Here is a 15784-nt window from a genome sequence, read left to right as displayed (position 1 = left end):
ATGCTTCTCATCCGCTGCCCCTATTGCGAGGAAGAGCGTCCCGAGCTCGAATTCCGCAACGCCGGCGAGGCGCATATTGCGCGTTCCCCAAACATCGCCGGCGAGAGCGACGACGACTTCGAAAAATTCTTCTTCATCCGCTCCAATCCCAAGGGGATCATCTATGAGCGCTGGCGGCACATGCATGGCTGCGCGCGGTTCTTCAACGCCGTGCGCGACACCGTCAGCGACAGGTTCCTGATGACCTACAAGGCCGGCGAACCGAAGCCCACCAAGCTGCCGGGAGCCGCCAAATGAGCGCGACGTTCCGCATTGCCGGCGCCGGGCGGCTCAAGCAGGCAAAGATAGCCGGCTTCAGCTTCGACGGCCGCCCCTATACCGGGATCGAGGGCGACACGCTGGCCTCGGCGCTGCTTGCCAATGGCGTCCATCTCGTCGGCCGCTCGTTCAAGTACCACCGGCCGCGCGGCTTCCTGTCGGCCGGCGCCGAAGAGCCGAATGCGCTGGTCGAGATCAAGCGCGACGCGGCACGCAAGACGCCGAACGTCCGCGCCACCGTACAGGAGCTATATGACGGGCTGACCGCACAGTCGCAGAACCGCTGGCCGTCGCTGGCCTTCGACATCGGTGCGGTCAGCAGCATTGCCTCGCCGATGCTTTCGGCCGGCTTCTACTACAAGACCTTCATGTGGCCGAAGGCCGCGTGGAAAAACCTCTACGAGCCCAAGATCCGGGCAGCCGCCGGTCTCGGCGTCGCCCCCGACCAGCCGGACCCCGACCATTATTCGGCGCGCTTCGCCCATTGCGAGGTGCTGGTGCTTGGCGGCGGTGCCGCGGGCATCGCCGCGGCATTGGCCGCGGCCGAGACTGGCGCGCGCGTCATCCTTGCCGACGAGCAGGCGGAATTCGGCGGCAGCCTGCGCTTTGAGAGCGGCGCGAAGATCGAAGGCCAGGACGGCTTTTCCTGGGCGCAATCGGCTCTCGCCAAGTTGAGCGCGATGGACAATGTCCGCGTGCTGCCGCGTACCACGGCCTTCGGCTATTACGCGCAGAATTTCGTCGGGCTGGTCGAGCGGGTCAGCGACCATCTGCAGAACCCCGGCCGCGACCTGCCGCGCGAGCGGCTGTGGCAGATCCGCGCCAAACGCGTGGTGCTGGCCACCGGCGCCATCGAGCGCCACATGGTGTTTGCCGATAACGACCGGCCGGGCATCATGCTGGCCTCGGCGGCGCGCACCTACCTCAACCATTACGGCGTCGCCGTCGGCAGGAATGTCGGCGTCTATACGGCAAACGATTCCGCCTATGCGGCGGCGATCGACCTGAAAAGGGCCGGCATCAACGTGGCGGCGATCGTCGACCTGCGCGACAACCCGACCGGGCCGGTGATCGACGAGGCGAGGGCGCTCGGCATGGAGGTCAATTTCGGCCGCGCCGTGATCCGCGCCGGCGGCAAGCTGCGGGTGTCGTCGATGACCGTGCAGCCGAAGCATGGCGGTGGCGAGCGCACCATCCCGGTTGACGCAATCCTGATGTCGGCCGGGTGGACGCCATCGGTGCATCTGTTCTCGCAATCGCGCGGCAAGGTCGCCTTCAACGACGAGACCAAGCGCTTCGTGCCCGGAATTTATGCGCAGGATTGCGTATCGGTCGGCGCTTGCAACGGCACGGACGGGCTGTCGGCGACGATCGACGAGGCCTATGCAGCGGGCGCCAAGGCGGCCAAGGACGCGGGCAGCAAGCCGGCCAAGGGCAACAAACCGAAGGTCGATGCCAGCGAGAGCTGGTCGCGCGGCATGCTGGGTGCGGCGCCCGGCGCCGGGACGGATACGACGGTAAAGGCATTCGTCGATTTCCAGAACGACGTCACCGCCAAGGACATCCGTCAGGCGGTGCATGAAGGCATGCGCTCGATCGAGCACGTCAAGCGCTTCACCACCAACGGCATGGCGACCGACCAGGGCAAGACCTCCAATATGCACGGGCTGGCAATTGCCGCCGAGACGTTGGGCAAGCCGATCCCGCAGGTCGGGCTGACGACGTTCCGCGCGCCGTATACGCCGGTGACGTTCGGTTCGATCGTCGGGCACGCGCGGGGTCCCCTGTTCGACCCGACCCGCAAGACGGCGATCCATCCCTGGGCAGAGCGTCAAGGCGCTGTCTTCGAGGATGTCGGGCAATGGAAGCGCGCCTGGTATTTCCCGAAGCCGGGCGAGGATATACATGCGGCCGTCGACCGCGAATGCGTCACGGTGCGCAAGACGGCCGGCCTGTTCGACGCCTCGACGCTGGGCAAGATCGAGGTGGTCGGGCCGGATGCGGCCAAATTCATGGAACTGCTCTACACCAATCCATGGGAAAAGCTGGAGCCCGGCCGCTGCCGCTACGGCATCATGCTGCGCGAGGACGGCTTCATCTATGACGACGGTGTCGTTGGCAGGCTTGCACCCGACCGCTTCCATGTGACGACGACGACCGGCGGCGCGCCGCGCGTCATGAACCATATGGAAGACTATCTCCAGACCGAGTTCCCGCATCTCAACGTCTGGCTGACCTCGATCACCGAGCAGTGGGCGGTGATTGCCGTGCAGGGGCCTAAGTCTCGCGACATCATCGCGCCGCTGGTCGAGGGCATCGACATGTCGGATGAGGCGCTGCCGCATATGTCGGTGCGCGAAGGCCGGATCTGCGGCGTCCCGACAAGGCTGTTTCGCATGTCGTTCAGCGGCGAGCGCGGCTTCGAGGTCAACGTGCCGGCCGATTACGGCGAGGCGGTTTGGGAAGCGCTATGGGCCGAGGGCCAGAAGCATGGCGCCTGCGCCTACGGCACTGAGTCCATGCATGTGCTGCGCGCCGAAAAAGGCTACATCATCGTCGGCCAGGATACCGACGGCACGGTAACGCCGAACGATGCCGGCCTCGACTGGGCGGTCGGCAAGAAGAAGACCGACTTCGTCGGCATTCGCGGCATGGCGCGGCCGGATCTGGTCGCCAAGGGCCGCAAGCAGCTTGTCGGCCTGAAGACCAGGGATCCGAAGGTGGTGCTGGAGGAGGGCGCGCAGATCGTCGCGGACCCGAAGCAGGCAATCCCGATGAAGATGATCGGCCATGTCACCTCGAGCTATTGGTCGCAAAATTGCGGCCGCTCGATCGCGCTGGGGCTGGTCGCCGGCGGCCGCGATCGTATGGGCGAGACGCTTTACGTGCCGATGCCGAACGGGGTGGTCGAGGTGGAGGTCACCGGCATGGTGTTCTTCGACGAGAAGGGAGAGCGCCTCAATGGCTAAGGCTGCTTTGAAAACTGCCGCCGCCGGGCCGTCGGTCGAACGCCGTCCGGCTCTCGCCGGCCGGGCGCTTTCCGCCACCGGCGTCACACTTGCCGTGCTGCCGCCGGCCGAGCGCATATCGCTGCGCGCGCCGGACGCCTCGATCGCGGCACTTTCGAAAGCGCTCGGCGTCGTCCTGCCGCAAAGGCCGAAAACCTCGGCGGCAAAGGCCGGGCGCACGGCCTTGTGGCTCGGGCCGGACGAATGGCTGGTCATCGACGAGAGCGGAAAAGATCCGCTCGCCGACTGCGCCGGGGTTTCCGCGCTGCATTCGGCGGTCGGCATCTCGCACCGCAACGTCGCCATATCGGTCACCGGTCCGGCTGCCGCGGCGACGGTCAATGCCGGCTGCCCGCAGGATTTGTCGCTCGACGCCTTTCCGGTCGGGGCGGCGTCGCGTACCATTCTCGGCAAGGTCGAAATCGTGCTGCTGCGCACCGCGGCCGACGCGTTCCGCGTCGAATGCTGGCGTTCCTTTTCCGATTATGTCTTTACGTTTCTGTCGGAGGCAGCGCGCGACGCGGCAGCATAGGCATGTTCGCCGCGCCCGACCGTTCTGCGACAGCGAGCCGAGGGAGAATGCAAATGCCGTCGAACTCCGCGCCGAAGTCGCCGGCCAAGACGCCGGCCGTGCGCTCTTTCGAAAACGAGCAGCGCACTGAGACGGATATTGAAGAGGAACTCGAGGAAGGCCTCGAGGATACATTCCCGGCCAGCGATCCGGTGTCGATCACCGGAACGGCCATTCCCGGCGCACCGGCAAGACCTGGCAAGCCCAAAAGCGTGGCAGGACAGAAGCGCAAGAGATAATTTCTATCGGCCCGGCGGAGCCGGTTCGGTTGGCGAGGGCAACCCTTCAGGTTTGCGCGGTTTTGCGTTCCAGCGTCGATGATTGGCGAAAGCCCGAACGAGGGCGATCTCCCCCGCAAGGGGGAGATTGGCAGTTTCGCCGATGGCTCGAAGTCCTCAGAAGCTGCTTGGCACGATCCACGGGTCGATGCCAATGCCGAGCCTCGGGCCTTTGCTGCCGGCCTTGTGGGTCGCGGCATCGGCGTTTTCAAGCGATCCGGTCGGCGCGCAATCGAGCTTCACATCGGCCTTGGTGCCGATGCAGGCCGCTTCTTGCTTGGCTGGCTGACTGCTGCCGGCAAATGCGGCGCCAGAGAGCGCCAGCAGGGCGGCGAGCGTGAGGATTGCCTTCTTCATGGTCTGTCTCCGGTTCCAGTTATTGGATTCGTACGTGTACAGCATTACGTACAGATACGCCCGCGACTTAGGGAGTTCAAGCAAAATCGTACATGTACGGAGACAGGGAATTGCCGGATGCTCGGCGCCGGGGCGCGGATTGTTCGGAGAAGATCCTACAGATCGGGAGAAGCGCCGCTCTTCAGCAATTGACCGGCGGCGTGAGCGGCGCGATCTCGTGCGCGGCGATGGCTTCGAGCATGATGTCGCCGATCCGTGTGATGAACGTCGTCTGGTCGCCGAACGGGTAGAACGGGAAGGTGATCAGCAGCGAGATGGCGCCGTGGCCAACTGCCCACAGCATGGTGGCGATGGCGCGTGGATCGCCTCTGAGCCTGCCGGCGGCAACGCAGGCTTCGACCCTCTCGATCAGCACTTTCATCGCCGGGTTGCCGCTCTCCATTTCGGCGAAGGTCTTGCCGGCTGGCGGCCGGACTTTTTCGGTCATGAAGACGGTGCGGTATTCGTTGGGATTTTCCAGCCCGAAGGCGGCGTATTCGACAAGCACCGCCTTGAGCGCCTCGATCGGGTCGTCGGCCGTATGATTTGCGATGCGCCTGGCCAAGGTTTCGAAGGCATCCTCGGCCAGCGCGAACAGGATGTCCTGCTTGTCGGCGAAATAGGAATAGACCGACATCGGCGCATAGCCGACGCGCTTGGCGAGCTTGCGGATGGTGAGGCCGTCATAGCCTTCTTCCTGGACAAGCTTGTGCGCGGCATCGACAAGTTCGGAACGCAGTTCGGCCTTTTGTTTTTCGCGGCGCTCCTGGACGCTTAGCTGCAACTTTCTACTGCCTTATGACTGATGGCTGGATGCAGCTTATATACGCTGTACGGCATCGGGCAAGGGTGGCACGAAGCAGAAGCTTGACTGTCACAAAACGATGTAACCCGGTAACATTGGGCTGCAGGTCAGTCGTCACATGAAGTACGTCGCGGCCGAAGCCAAATAGATTTGGCACAGATAGATTTGGACTTCTCCGTCTGACGAACAGTCAAACTGCTTCCGGCTGGCGTTCGATCAGCGTCAGCGTCAGCCAGCGTGCCGTCAGCGCCGGTTTTTTCGAGCCCTCGATCTCGATCGTCACGTCGTGCGCAGTCTGCACCCAGCCCGACGGCCTGACCTTGACGTCGGCAAGCACGAAGCGGGTGCGGATGCGCGAGCCGGTCTTCACCGGCGCCAGGAAGCGCAGCGAATCGAAGCCGTGATTGACGCCCATCTTGCTGTTTTCCAGCGGCGGCATGGTTTCGAAGGTCATCGCCGACAACAGCGAAAGCGACAGGAAGCCGTGTGCGATGGTGCCGCCGAACGGCGTCTCGCGGCTGGCGCGTTCCGGATCGCAATGGATGAACTGATGGTCGTCGGTGGCATCGGCGAACTGGTCGATCATGCGCTGGGTGACGACACGCCATGGCGACACGCCGACTTCCTTGCCGACATTGGCCAGAAGCACATCGAGACTGATCGGTTCCACGCTGATGTCCTCCATCTTCACCCCCCGGCATTTCACTCGCCGGATGGCGTGCGTCTCATTCCTTGAACAATGTCAGCCCGTGTTGCACCGACTGCCCGCCATCGATCGGCAGGATGGCGCCGGTGACATAGCTGCCGGCACGGCTGCACAAATAGAGCGTTGCGCCGGCAATGTCATCCGGTGTGCCGACGCGGCCGATCGGAACGTGGTTGCCGACATGTCTTGCCTGGTCCTCGGTGCCGGTCGCGAAGGCCGTCATCCGGCTCTGGAAAGGGCCGGGCGCAAAGGCGTTGACGGTGATGCGGCGGCCGGCAAGCTCGATCGCCAGGATGCGCGTCAGGTGGTGAACCGCGGCCTTCGAGGCCGAGTAGGAGTAGGCATCTTCGGCCAACGGCTGCGTGCCCATGACCGATCCGAGATTGATCACCCGTGCCGGGTCGGCATCGCTGGCGGCGGCTTCGAGCAGAGGCAGCAATTCGCGCGTCAGGTGGAAGACCGCGGTAACGTTGACGCCGAACACCTTGGCCCAGGCATGGTAGGGAAAGCTTTCCAGCGGCGCGCCCCAGGAGATGCCGGCATTGTTGACCAGGATATGCAGCCGCTCGGTCCGCGCCCTGACCTCGGCAACGAGCGCCGCGATGCCGGCCTCGCTGGAGACGTCGGCGGCGAAACCCTCGGCCCGGCCGGAGGCGCCAAGCCCGTTCAGTTCGCCGGCAACCCTGACGCAGTCCTCGCCCTTGCGCGAGGCGATCATCACGGTGGCGCCGGCCTTGACCAGCGCGGTCGCCGCCATGCGGCCGATGCCGGTCGCGGCGCCGGTGACCAGCGCCGTCTTGCCGGCGACTGAGAACAGCTCGTCCAGATAGCTCATCGAATTCCTCCGCGCAGTTCACCGCGCTTTTGACTGGTGGTTCAAGGAAGCGGCTTCACGTCGACAAGGCTAGCCGAACTACGATCATCCTTGCCATGGGTAAAGTAGCTGAGGCGATGGCACGCTCAGCGGCTGAATGGTTAAGCCCGAAATGCAAGATGTTCATTCGGCCGTGACATGGGTCGGATGAATGATGCGGCGATCCCCGTTAGCGAGCACCTTGGTAAGCTGTTCATTTCGCGCATGGAGTAAATCGTCATTACACCTCCGCCCAAGCCGCAGTCGGGTCTTGAGGAGTTGGGAGGTGGCCGAACGCTACGGCAGGACTGACGTTCGTGTTCGTGGACGGGAGCTATGCTTTCCCGGGGGAGCTGTGGGTAAGAAACAACGCATCGTCCTGCTGGCAGCGGTCTTTGCGTCTGTCTTTGGCGTCTTTTTGCTGATCCTGATTCTGCAGATGGTCAGTTTTTTGGTCGACTAGGCACGGCCAGGAGCGTGCCTTTCCGAAAACCTGCGCTACCGCAGGCTTTCCAGTTCGCGGATGCGTTTGGCGCCGTCGGCCTCGAGCTGCCTTGTGACGGCACCGATCAGCGTTTCGGCAACGACGAAAAGTGCGGCGGATGAGTCCCAGGCCGAAGGCACGGCGGTGCGCCCGGCAATGACGTGGCGGGCGAAGCGGGCGATCGGCGACAGCCACTGGTCGGTAAACAGCACGATCTGCACGCCGCGCTGGTTGGCGGTCTCGGCGAAACGGATCAGGCTGTCCTGGTAGCGCCTGATGTCGAAGATCACCAGCACGTCGCGCTTGCCCATGTCGATCAGCCGGTCGCGCCAGACGCTTTCCTGGCCGGCGAGATGGAAGACGTTGGGCTGGATGATAGCAAGGTGGGCGGCCATGTAGCGCGCCAGCGGGTCGGTGAAGCGGCCACCGATCAGGAATGTCTTGCCGCGCCGGTCAGCCAGCTTGGCGACGATGTCGGCAAGCTGCTTGTCCGAGAGATGCCGGAAGGTCTCGCGCATATTGTCGAGCGTCGCCTCCAGCATCGGCGAAACGGCGCTGCTGCCCTGCGAGGAGGGATTGAGCGTGCGCGAGGCCGGCGACTGCAATTGCGCCGCCAGCTCGTCTTGCAGCGCCGACTGGAATTCCGGATAATTCTGGAAGCCGAGCCGGGCGACAAAACGCAGGATCGTCGGCGACGATACGCCGGCCGTGGCCGAGAATTCGGCGACCGTCTTCAGCCCGATCAGCGGATAGCTGGCGATCAGCGTTTGCGCTGCGCGCCGCTCGCCGGCCGGCATGGTGCCGATGCGGTCGGAGATCAGTTCGGCAATGCTGGAAACCATGTTTTTTCCCCACCCTGGCCGGGCCGTTACCGCGTTATCGAAATCGCGTTTGACAAAGCCGGCCAAACTGTATGAAATCATCCGCAGGGACGCAATGAGGCAAAATACGTAACATACGATACAGCGCTCCCCGGGGACAGCAGACAATGGAGACAGCACGGCCCGCCAGCCTTGCATCGCCTGAAACCGTAAGGGTGACGAACCCCGGCGGATCAAGCCCTTTCGTGCTGACCTGCGACCACGCCTCCAATTTCCTGCCGCCGGAATTCGGAACGCTCGGCCTTGCCGCCGAGGAGCTTTCCCGCCACATCGCCTGGGATCCCGGCGCCTTGCCGGTGGCGCGCCGCATGGCCGAGGTGCTCGACGCGACGCTGGTCGAGACCTGCATCTCGCGGCTCGTCATCGACTGCAACCGGCCGCTCGACGCGCCGGACCTGATAGTGACGGTCAGCGCCAGCGAAAAAACCGTGATCCCGGCCAACCAGAGACTTTCGGCCGACGAGCGGGAGGCGCGCATCGCGCTGGCTTGGCGGCCGTTCCACGACCGGATCGCGACGATCATCGACGAGCGCCTGGCGGCCGGGCGGGAGACGCGGCTAGTGTCCATCCATTCCTTCACGCCGGTGTACAAGGGCAAGAGCCGGCCCTGGCACATCGGCATCATCCATGACGAGGACCGCCGGCTGGCGGCGCCGCTGATCGCGGCGCTGCAGCAGCTTGCCGGCGTCACCGTCGGCGTCAATGAACCCTATTCGCCGGCCGACCGCGTCTATTTCACACTGGAACGCCATGCCCGCTCGCGCGGGCTGCCCTGCGCAATGATCGAAATCCGCAACGACGAGATCTCCGGCGCAGCCGGGCAGCGGAAATGGGCGGATCTGCTCACGGGTATTTTTCTCAATCTGGAGCCCGAAGCGGCTAAGGGTCCTAGACCAAGCGCAGTCGGAAAGTCAGTTCAATCGGCCAGCTAAGAAACCAAAAGGGGACTTCAAAATGGTAGCACCGGGTTACAGCGAAGTTGACAAGGCAGAGGACGTAAAGGTCCTCCACAACATGGGCTACGCCCAGGAACTGGAGCGGCGCCTCAGTCGCTTTTCGAATTTCGCGGTTTCCTTCTCGATCATCTGTATCCTGTCCGGCGGCATCAACTCGCTGGCGCAGGCAACCTCCGGCTCCGGCGGCATAGGTATCGGCATTGGCTGGCTGGTCGGCTGTTTCGTTTCGCTGACCTTCGCTGTAGCGATGTCGCAGATCAGCTCGGCCTATCCGACCGCCGGCGGCCTCTATCATTGGGGCTCGATCCTCGGCAATCGCGGCACCGGCTGGGTGACGGCATGGCTCAACCTGCTCGGCCTGATCACCGTGCTCGGCGCCATCAATGTCGGCACCTGGACGTTTTTCCTCGGCGCCTTCGGACCGGCGCTCGGCATCGAGGGTACGCTGACCAACCAGATGATCTTCCTGGTCGTCATCACCGGCGCCCAGGCACTGATCAACCATCTCGGCATCAAGCTGACCGCCAAGCTGACCGACTTCTCGGGCTACCTCATCTTCTTCGGCTCGATCCTCATCGCGGTCGTCTGCCTGATCTCGGCCGAAACCTGGGATTTCAGCCGGCTGTTCACCTTCCACAATTATTCCGGCGATGCCGGCGCCGGTGTCTGGCCGTCAGTATCCAATGCGTGGGTGTTCGCGCTTGGCCTGCTGCTGCCGATCTATACGATCACCGGCTACGACGCGTCGGCGCATACTTCCGAGGAGACCATCAAGGCGGCGAGCTCCGTGCCGCGCGCCATGGTCATGTCGGTGATCTGGTCGGCCGTCTTCGGCTATCTGTTCCTCGCAGCCTTCGTGCTGATGATCCCGAATATGGACGATGCGGCCAAGCAGGGCTGGAACGTGTTCTTCTGGGCCTTCGACCAGCGCGTCAGCCCCGGCATTAAGGAGTTCGTCTACCTCGTCGTCTTCCTGGCACAGCTGCTTTGCGGCCTCGCCACCGTCACCTCCGCCTCGCGTATGATCTTCGCCTTCTCGCGTGACGGCGGCCTGCCGGGCTCCTCGGCACTGGCCAAGGTCAGCCCGACCTACCGCACGCCGGTGGCGGCGATCTGGACGGCGTCGATCCTGTCCGTCCTGTTCGTCTGGGGCTCGACGCTGGTTTCAGTCGCAGGCACCTCGGCCTACACCATCGTCGTGTCGTGCACCGTCATCTTCCTGTTCCTCTCCTTCACCGTACCGATCGTGCTCGGCATGCTGGCCTGGGGAACGCCGAAATGGGACAAGATGGGGCCGTGGAACATGGGGCGCGCCATCTTCATGCTGTTCGGCGTGCTTTCGATCCTGTCGATGCTCCTGATCTTCGTCATCGGCATCCAGCCGCCGAATGACTGGGCACTCTACATCACCGTCGGTTTTTTCATCCTAACGGCGATCGTCTGGTTTGCCTTCGAGCGCAACCGCTTCCAGGGCCCGCCGCTCGGCGATATCATCGCGGCGCGCCAGGCAGCGATCAAGGCTGCGGAACAGGCCGTCGGCGAAACCGGCCACTGAGGCCAGTCCTCCAACTATGGCCGGCGCCTTGCCGGCCATAGCTTTCCACATCTTCAAAGTGGCTTTCTACATCATCAAAGTGACAAGCCCGAAACGACAAGCGCTGGAGTGCCAAAGGAATGGCCGGAAATTTCTCGTTCGATCAGTTGAAGCAGGCGGTCTCCAGCGGCGAGGTCGACACGGTGCTGGCCTGCATCGTCGACATGCAGGGGCGGCTCGCGGGAAAGCGGTTCCTGGCCCGCTATTTCGTCGATTCCGCGCATGACGAGACGCATGGCTGCAACTATCTCTTGGCCGCCGACATCGATATGGAACCGGTGCCGGGCTACAAGGCGGCGAGCTGGTCGAAGGGCTATGGCGATTTCGTCATGAAGCCGGACCTCGCGACGCTGCGGCGCGTTCCGTGGCTGGAGAAGACGGCGCTGGTGATCTGCGACGTGCTCGACCACCATACACATGACGACCTGGCGCATTCGCCGCGCGCCATGCTGAAGAAGCAGGTCAAGCGGCTGCAGGAACGCGGCTATATCGGCTATTTCGCTTCCGAGCTCGAATTCTATCTGTTCAGCGAAACCTACGATTCGGCCCGCAAGAAGCACTGGCAGGGCCTCGACACGGCATCGCCCTACATCGGCGACTACCAGATCGGCATCACCACCAAGGAAGAAGGCGTCATGCGCCGGCTGCGCAACGAGATGGAGGCGGCCGGCATTCCGATCGAGAATTCGAAGGGCGAATGGGGTCCCGGCCAGGAAGAGATCAATGTCCGCTATGCCGAGGCGCTCGACATGGCCGACCGCCACGTCATCCTGAAGAACGGCGCCAAGGAAATCGCCGAGTCCGAAGGCAAGGCGATCTCGTTCATGGCCAAGTACAATTACGGACTCGCCGGCAATTCCAGCCACATCCATAATTCGCTGTGGAGCGCCGACGGCAAGACGCCGTTGTTCTACGACAAAAATGCCGAGTGGACGTTGTCGACGCTCGGCCAGCAATGGGCGGCCGGCCAGCTCAAATATGCCAAGGAATTCACCTGGTTCCTGGCGCCCTACATCAACTCCTACAAGCGCTTCCAGGCCGGCACCTTTGCGCCGACCAAGATCATGTGGAGCGAGGACAACCGTACCGCCGGTTTCCGTCTTTGCGGCGAGGGCACCAAGGGCATCCGCATGGAATGCCGCATCGGCGGCGCCGATCTGAACCCCTATCTGGCCTTCGCCGCTCTGATCGCGGCCGGGCTTGCCGGTATCGATGAAAAGCTTGAACTGCAGAAGCCCTTTGTCGGCGACGCCTACCAGGCTTCGCAACTGCCTGAAATTCCAAAGACATTGCGCGACGCCACCGCGACGCTGGCGGAATCGAAAATGCTGAGGCAGGCGCTCGGCGACGATGTGCTGGAACATTACGTCCACACGGCACACTGGGAACAGTTCGAGTACGACCGCCGGATTACGGACTGGGAACTGCACCGGGGGTTCGAGCGGTATTGAATGGCCTGGCAATGTCGGCGCCGCCCACCCCTCACCTTTACCCTCTCGTGAAGAACGGGGAGAGGGGGTCGCCAGCGCTGGAGCTTGTCCCTTCTCCGTCACTATAGGCGGAAAGGTGCCGGCAGGCGGATGAGGGGCGGCGTGACCAACGAGAATTATTGTAGAATGCGAGGACCCAAGGCATGACCGAAACGGTCAAGATAAAATCCCCCATCGACGGTTCGATCTATGCCGAACGGCCTCTGGCGACGGACCAGGCGATCGGTGCCGCGGTCGAACGTGCCAAGGCGGCGCAGGAGACGTGGGCTGAGACGCCGGTCGTCGAGCGCGGCAGGTACATGCTTGCCATGCTGGAAGCGCTGGTCGCCATGACCGACGAGATCGTGCCGGAGATCGCCTGGCAGATGGGCCGGCCGGTACGCTATGGCGGCGAGTTCGGCGGCGTCAGGGAACGCGTCTCCTACATGGTCGAGATCGCCGAGGCGGCCCTGAAGCCGGTCATGGCCTCCAACCCGAAGGACGGCTTTCGCCGTTATGTGAAGAAGGTGCCGCTCGGCGTGGTCATGGTGATCGCACCGTGGAACTATCCCTATCTCACCGCCGTCAACACCATCGTGCCGGCGCTGATGGCGGGCAGCGCCGTCATCCTCAAGCACGCGGCGCAGACATTGTTGGTCGGCGAACGGTTTCAGCAGGCGTTCGACAGAGCCGGCCTGCCCAAGGGCCTGTTCCAGAACCTCGTCCTGAACCACGCGCAGACCGAAAGGCTGCTCGGCTCCGGCAAGATCGACCATGTCAACTTCACCGGCTCGGTCGCGGGCGGCCGCGCCATCGAAAAGGCGGCGGCGGGCACCTTCATGACGCTCGGCCTCGAGCTTGGCGGCAAGGATCCGGCCTATGTACTGCCGGATGCCAAGATGGACCATGCCGTTGCCAATCTGGTCGACGGCGCCTTCTTCAATTCCGGCCAGTGCTGCTGCGGCATCGAGCGCGTCTATGTCCACGAGAAGGTCTACGACGAATTCGTCGAAGGCTTCATTGCCGAGACCAGGAACTACGTCGTCGGTAATCCACTCGACCAGGCGACCACCATGGGGCCGATGGCGCAGGCGCGCTTCGCCGACCTGATCCGCGAGCAGAAGGCCGAGGCGCTGCGTAAGGGCGCTAAGGCGCACATCAACATGAAGGTGGCCAACGACAAGGAAGGTTCGCCCTATCTGGCGCCGGAAGTGCTGACCCAGGTCGACCACCAGATGAGCGTCATGCGCGAGGAAAGCTTTGGCCCGATCGTCGGCATCATGAAGGTGCGCAACGACGAGGAAGCGATCGCGCTGATGAACGACAGCGCTTATGGGCTGACGGCCTCGATCTGGACGCGCGACACCGACCATGCGGCGGCGATCGGCGATCGGGTCGAGACCGGCACGGTGTTCATGAACCGCTGCGACTATCTCGACCCGGCGCTGGTCTGGACCGGCGTCAAGGACACCGGCAAGGGCGCGGCACTGTCTGCCATCGGCTACGACAATCTGACCAGGCCGAAATCATACCATCTGCGCGAGGTGATCTAAGGTGGCGATCGACAAGCATGCGATCGCTGTTGAGGGGGAGTAATGGCGGATACACAACAATCGGCGCTGCCAGATCGTGAGGGTCCCGAGGGTATCGGCGGATGGCTTGTCCTGCCGATGCTCGGGTTGATGCTCACGCCGATACTGGGGTTGGTACAATTGCACAATACCGACTATCTCGGCATGTTACAGAACTGGCAGGCCTTCAGTTTGTCCCAAGGTGTGCTGATTCTTGTCGAATTGGTTGTATCTGGCATACTAAACATTACGGCCCCGGCTCTATTATTGTTCTTCATGTTCAAGCGCTGGCAGATATTCCCCGGCTGGTACATGATTTGGGCACTCGCGATGCCGATATATTCCGTTGTCGATTCATGGGCCGGGTATCTGGCTTTTCCCGACAGCTTTCCAACGCTGAATGATGCGTTCGATAAAGCAACGATGCGCGGAATTTACCGTTCCGTCTGGGCCGCAGCCATCTGGATTCCGTACATGATGCGGTCAGACCGTGTGGCCAATACCTTTGTGAATTAACGACATCCGAGAGCATGAAAGCAGTCAAGAAGGTCGAAATGACAAAACTCGTTTCCAAATGGAATTACCCGACGACCGTCCGCTTCGGCGCCGGGCGCATCAAGGAGCTGCCGGAGGTGCTGGCGGCGACCGGCATCAAGCGGCCGCTGTTCGTCACCGACCCGGGACTGGCCAAGCTGCCGGTGGTGGCCTCGACGCTGAAGATCCTCGACGACGCCAAGGTGCCGTATGGCGTGTTTTCGGAGGTCAAGCCGAACCCGGTGGATTCCAACCTGACCGCCGGCATTGCCGTGTTCAAGAAGGGCAAGCATGACGGCGTCATCGCCTTTGGCGGCGGCTCGGCGCTCGACCTCGGCAAGCTGATCGCCTTCCAGGCCGGGCAGACACGTCCGGTCTGGGATTTCGAGGATGTCGGCGACTGGTGGACACGCGCCGATGCCGATGCGATCGCGCCGATCATCGCCGTGCCGACCACGGCCGGCACCGGTTCGGAAGTCGGCCGCGCCGGCGTCATCACCAATGAAGCGACCCACACCAAGAAGGTCATCTTCCATCCAAAGCTTTTGCCGGCGATCGTCATTGCCGATCCGGAACTGTCGGTCGGCATGCCCGGCTTCATCACCGCCGGCACCGGCATGGATGCGCTTGCCCATTGTCTCGAAGCCTATTGCGCGCCGGGCTATCACCCGATGGCAGACGGCATCGCGGTGGAAGGCATCAGGCTGGTCTTCGAAAACCTGCCGAAAGCCTATGCCAACGGCAAGGATCTGGTCGCCCGCGCCAACATGATGAGCGCCGCCGCCATGGGCGCCGCCGCCTTCCAGAAAGGGCTTGGCGCGATTCATTCGCTGTCGCATCCGATCGGTGCGCTCTACGACACCCACCACGGTATGACCAACGCGGTGTTCATGCCCTACGTGCTGGCCTTCAACCGCGAGGCGATCGAGCCGCGCATAGCCCGGCTCGCCGCCTATTGCGGCATCAAGGGCGGCTTCGACGGTTTTGCCAAGGCTGTTGTCAAGCTGCGCAAGGAGCTCAAGGTTCCGCACGCACTACCCGGCCTGATCAAGGGGCTCGACATGGACAAGAAGCGCAAGGGCCTGATCGCCGACATGGCGGTGGTCGACCCGACCGCCGGCGGCAACCCGGTCAGGCTAACCAAGAAGGCGGCGCTGACGTTGCTCGAAAACGCCATCGCCGGCGCCGTCTGAGGCATCGGAAATCGACTTGGGAAAAGAGGCGAAGAAAGGGGGAAGGATGAAAGGCAAGGCCGAAACTAGTTAGCCGGAAAAATAGCGGCGTAGCGATTGCTACAGCCGGTTAAAAAGAGTTTACTTTTTCGTACTGCAAGGCATCGCTTTCACAAAGCTTTCATCTG

At 63.0% G+C, this 15784-nt stretch carries 16 protein-coding genes; 11 read left to right on the top strand and 5 right to left on the bottom strand.

Annotated elements, in window-relative coordinates; all coding sequences use genetic code 11:
• The 4 genes from AC0L2Y_RS19005 to AC0L2Y_RS18990 are packed head-to-tail and all read left to right on the top strand — an operon-like array spanning nt 1 to nt 4136.
• Nucleotides 1-297: a sarcosine oxidase subunit delta gene (locus tag AC0L2Y_RS19005; protein ID WP_292519105.1), complete on the top strand. Its 297-nt coding sequence runs from the start codon at nt 1-3 to the stop codon at nt 295-297.
• Nucleotides 294-3287 carry a sarcosine oxidase subunit alpha gene (locus AC0L2Y_RS19000; RefSeq protein WP_473558621.1) on the top strand — a complete coding sequence of 998 codons (2994 nt, stop codon included), beginning with the start codon at nt 294-296 and terminating at the stop codon, nt 3285-3287. The genes AC0L2Y_RS19005 and AC0L2Y_RS19000 overlap by 4 nt, the downstream gene beginning before the upstream one ends.
• On the top strand, nt 3280-3858 hold the full coding sequence (locus AC0L2Y_RS18995; RefSeq protein WP_473558619.1) for a sarcosine oxidase subunit gamma: 579 nt from the start codon (nt 3280-3282) through the stop codon (nt 3856-3858). Before AC0L2Y_RS19000 ends, AC0L2Y_RS18995 begins: the two co-directional genes overlap by 8 nt.
• 53 nt (nt 3859-3911) lie before the next feature.
• Entirely contained in the window at nt 3912-4136 is a 225-nt protein-coding gene (locus AC0L2Y_RS18990; RefSeq protein WP_352665575.1) for a hypothetical protein, read from the top strand.
• 156 nt (nt 4137-4292) lie between these two features.
• Here AC0L2Y_RS18990 and AC0L2Y_RS18985 read toward each other — a convergent pair whose 3' ends face one another.
• The 4 genes from AC0L2Y_RS18985 to AC0L2Y_RS18970 all read right to left on the bottom strand — a co-directional run bounded on the left by AC0L2Y_RS18985 (nt 4293) and on the right by AC0L2Y_RS18970 (nt 6917).
• A complete protein-coding gene (locus tag AC0L2Y_RS18985) occupies nt 4293-4532 on the bottom strand; it encodes a DUF680 domain-containing protein (RefSeq protein WP_473558616.1) in 240 nt (79 codons plus the stop codon).
• A 181-nt stretch (nt 4533-4713) separates the two neighbouring features.
• On the bottom strand, nt 4714-5355 hold the full coding sequence (locus AC0L2Y_RS18980; RefSeq protein ID WP_352665572.1) for a TetR/AcrR family transcriptional regulator: 642 nt from the start codon (nt 5353-5355) through the stop codon (nt 4714-4716).
• Nucleotides 5356-5566: 211 nt separating this feature from the next.
• Nucleotides 5567-6061 carry a MaoC family dehydratase gene (locus AC0L2Y_RS18975; protein WP_031211357.1) on the bottom strand — a complete coding sequence of 165 codons (495 nt, stop codon included), beginning with the start codon at nt 6059-6061 and terminating at the stop codon, nt 5567-5569.
• 40 nt (nt 6062-6101) lie between these two features.
• Nucleotides 6102-6917, bottom strand: a complete 816-nt coding sequence (locus AC0L2Y_RS18970) for an SDR family oxidoreductase (RefSeq protein WP_473558615.1) — start codon at nt 6915-6917, stop codon at nt 6102-6104.
• A gap of 304 nt (nt 6918-7221) precedes the next feature.
• On the opposite strand from AC0L2Y_RS18970, the gene AC0L2Y_RS18965 reads away from it, so the two are divergent.
• Nucleotides 7222-7398 (top strand): hypothetical protein, encoded by a 177-nt coding sequence (locus AC0L2Y_RS18965; protein ID WP_473558613.1) that lies wholly within the window; start codon nt 7222-7224, stop codon nt 7396-7398.
• A gap of 35 nt (nt 7399-7433) precedes the next feature.
• Here AC0L2Y_RS18965 and AC0L2Y_RS18960 read toward each other — a convergent pair whose 3' ends face one another.
• A complete protein-coding gene (locus tag AC0L2Y_RS18960) occupies nt 7434-8261 on the bottom strand; it encodes a MurR/RpiR family transcriptional regulator (RefSeq protein ID WP_473558611.1) in 828 nt (275 codons plus the stop codon).
• A gap of 146 nt (nt 8262-8407) precedes the next feature.
• On the opposite strand from AC0L2Y_RS18960, the gene AC0L2Y_RS18955 reads away from it, so the two are divergent.
• The 6 genes from AC0L2Y_RS18955 (at nt 8408) to AC0L2Y_RS18930 (ending at nt 15617) form a co-directional block, all read left to right on the top strand.
• Nucleotides 8408-9232, top strand: coding sequence for an N-formylglutamate amidohydrolase (locus AC0L2Y_RS18955; protein ID WP_473558608.1), 825 nt, complete (start codon nt 8408-8410; stop codon nt 9230-9232).
• A gap of 22 nt (nt 9233-9254) precedes the next feature.
• Entirely contained in the window at nt 9255-10811 is a 1557-nt protein-coding gene (locus AC0L2Y_RS18950) for an amino acid permease (protein ID WP_473558606.1), read from the top strand.
• 119 nt (nt 10812-10930) lie between these two features.
• On the top strand, nt 10931-12301 hold the full coding sequence (locus AC0L2Y_RS18945) for a glutamine synthetase family protein (RefSeq protein ID WP_376703242.1): 1371 nt from the start codon (nt 10931-10933) through the stop codon (nt 12299-12301).
• Nucleotides 12302-12483: 182 nt separating this feature from the next.
• Nucleotides 12484-13872, top strand: coding sequence for an aldehyde dehydrogenase family protein (locus tag AC0L2Y_RS18940; protein WP_473558604.1), 1389 nt, complete (start codon nt 12484-12486; stop codon nt 13870-13872).
• Between the two features lie 42 nt (nt 13873-13914).
• A complete protein-coding gene (locus AC0L2Y_RS18935; protein ID WP_473558602.1) occupies nt 13915-14406 on the top strand; it encodes a DUF2569 domain-containing protein in 492 nt (163 codons plus the stop codon).
• A gap of 38 nt (nt 14407-14444) precedes the next feature.
• Nucleotides 14445-15617 (top strand): iron-containing alcohol dehydrogenase, encoded by a 1173-nt coding sequence (locus tag AC0L2Y_RS18930; protein ID WP_473558600.1) that lies wholly within the window; start codon nt 14445-14447, stop codon nt 15615-15617.
• The last annotated feature ends 167 nt before the right edge of the window (nt 15618-15784 follow it).

It is taken from the genome of Mesorhizobium sp. WSM4830, assembly GCF_055811495.1.
Note: the sequence above shows the minus strand (reverse complement) of the source record. Positions and strands in the feature narration are given on the sequence as shown.

Coding starts and splice junctions, on each gene's coding strand:
- AC0L2Y_RS18985 (WP_473558616.1), bottom strand. CDS start 4,532: ATGAAGAAGGCAATCCTCACGCTCGCCGCCCTGCTGGCGCTCTCTGGC.
- AC0L2Y_RS18935 (WP_473558602.1), top strand. CDS start 13,915: ATGGCGGATACACAACAATCGGCGCTGCCAGATCGTGAGGGTCCCGAG.
- AC0L2Y_RS18945 (WP_376703242.1), top strand. CDS start 10,931: ATGGCCGGAAATTTCTCGTTCGATCAGTTGAAGCAGGCGGTCTCCAGC.
- AC0L2Y_RS18930 (WP_473558600.1), top strand. CDS start 14,445: ATGACAAAACTCGTTTCCAAATGGAATTACCCGACGACCGTCCGCTTC.
- AC0L2Y_RS18950 (WP_473558606.1), top strand. CDS start 9,255: ATGGTAGCACCGGGTTACAGCGAAGTTGACAAGGCAGAGGACGTAAAG.
- AC0L2Y_RS19005 (WP_292519105.1), top strand. CDS start 1: ATGCTTCTCATCCGCTGCCCCTATTGCGAGGAAGAGCGTCCCGAGCTC.
- AC0L2Y_RS18955 (WP_473558608.1), top strand. CDS start 8,408: ATGGAGACAGCACGGCCCGCCAGCCTTGCATCGCCTGAAACCGTAAGG.
- AC0L2Y_RS18970 (WP_473558615.1), bottom strand. CDS start 6,917: ATGAGCTATCTGGACGAGCTGTTCTCAGTCGCCGGCAAGACGGCGCTG.
- AC0L2Y_RS18940 (WP_473558604.1), top strand. CDS start 12,484: ATGACCGAAACGGTCAAGATAAAATCCCCCATCGACGGTTCGATCTAT.
- AC0L2Y_RS18960 (WP_473558611.1), bottom strand. CDS start 8,261: ATGGTTTCCAGCATTGCCGAACTGATCTCCGACCGCATCGGCACCATG.
- AC0L2Y_RS19000 (WP_473558621.1), top strand. CDS start 294: ATGAGCGCGACGTTCCGCATTGCCGGCGCCGGGCGGCTCAAGCAGGCA.
- AC0L2Y_RS18995 (WP_473558619.1), top strand. CDS start 3,280: ATGGCTAAGGCTGCTTTGAAAACTGCCGCCGCCGGGCCGTCGGTCGAA.
- AC0L2Y_RS18975 (WP_031211357.1), bottom strand. CDS start 6,061: ATGGAGGACATCAGCGTGGAACCGATCAGTCTCGATGTGCTTCTGGCC.
- AC0L2Y_RS18990 (WP_352665575.1), top strand. CDS start 3,912: ATGCCGTCGAACTCCGCGCCGAAGTCGCCGGCCAAGACGCCGGCCGTG.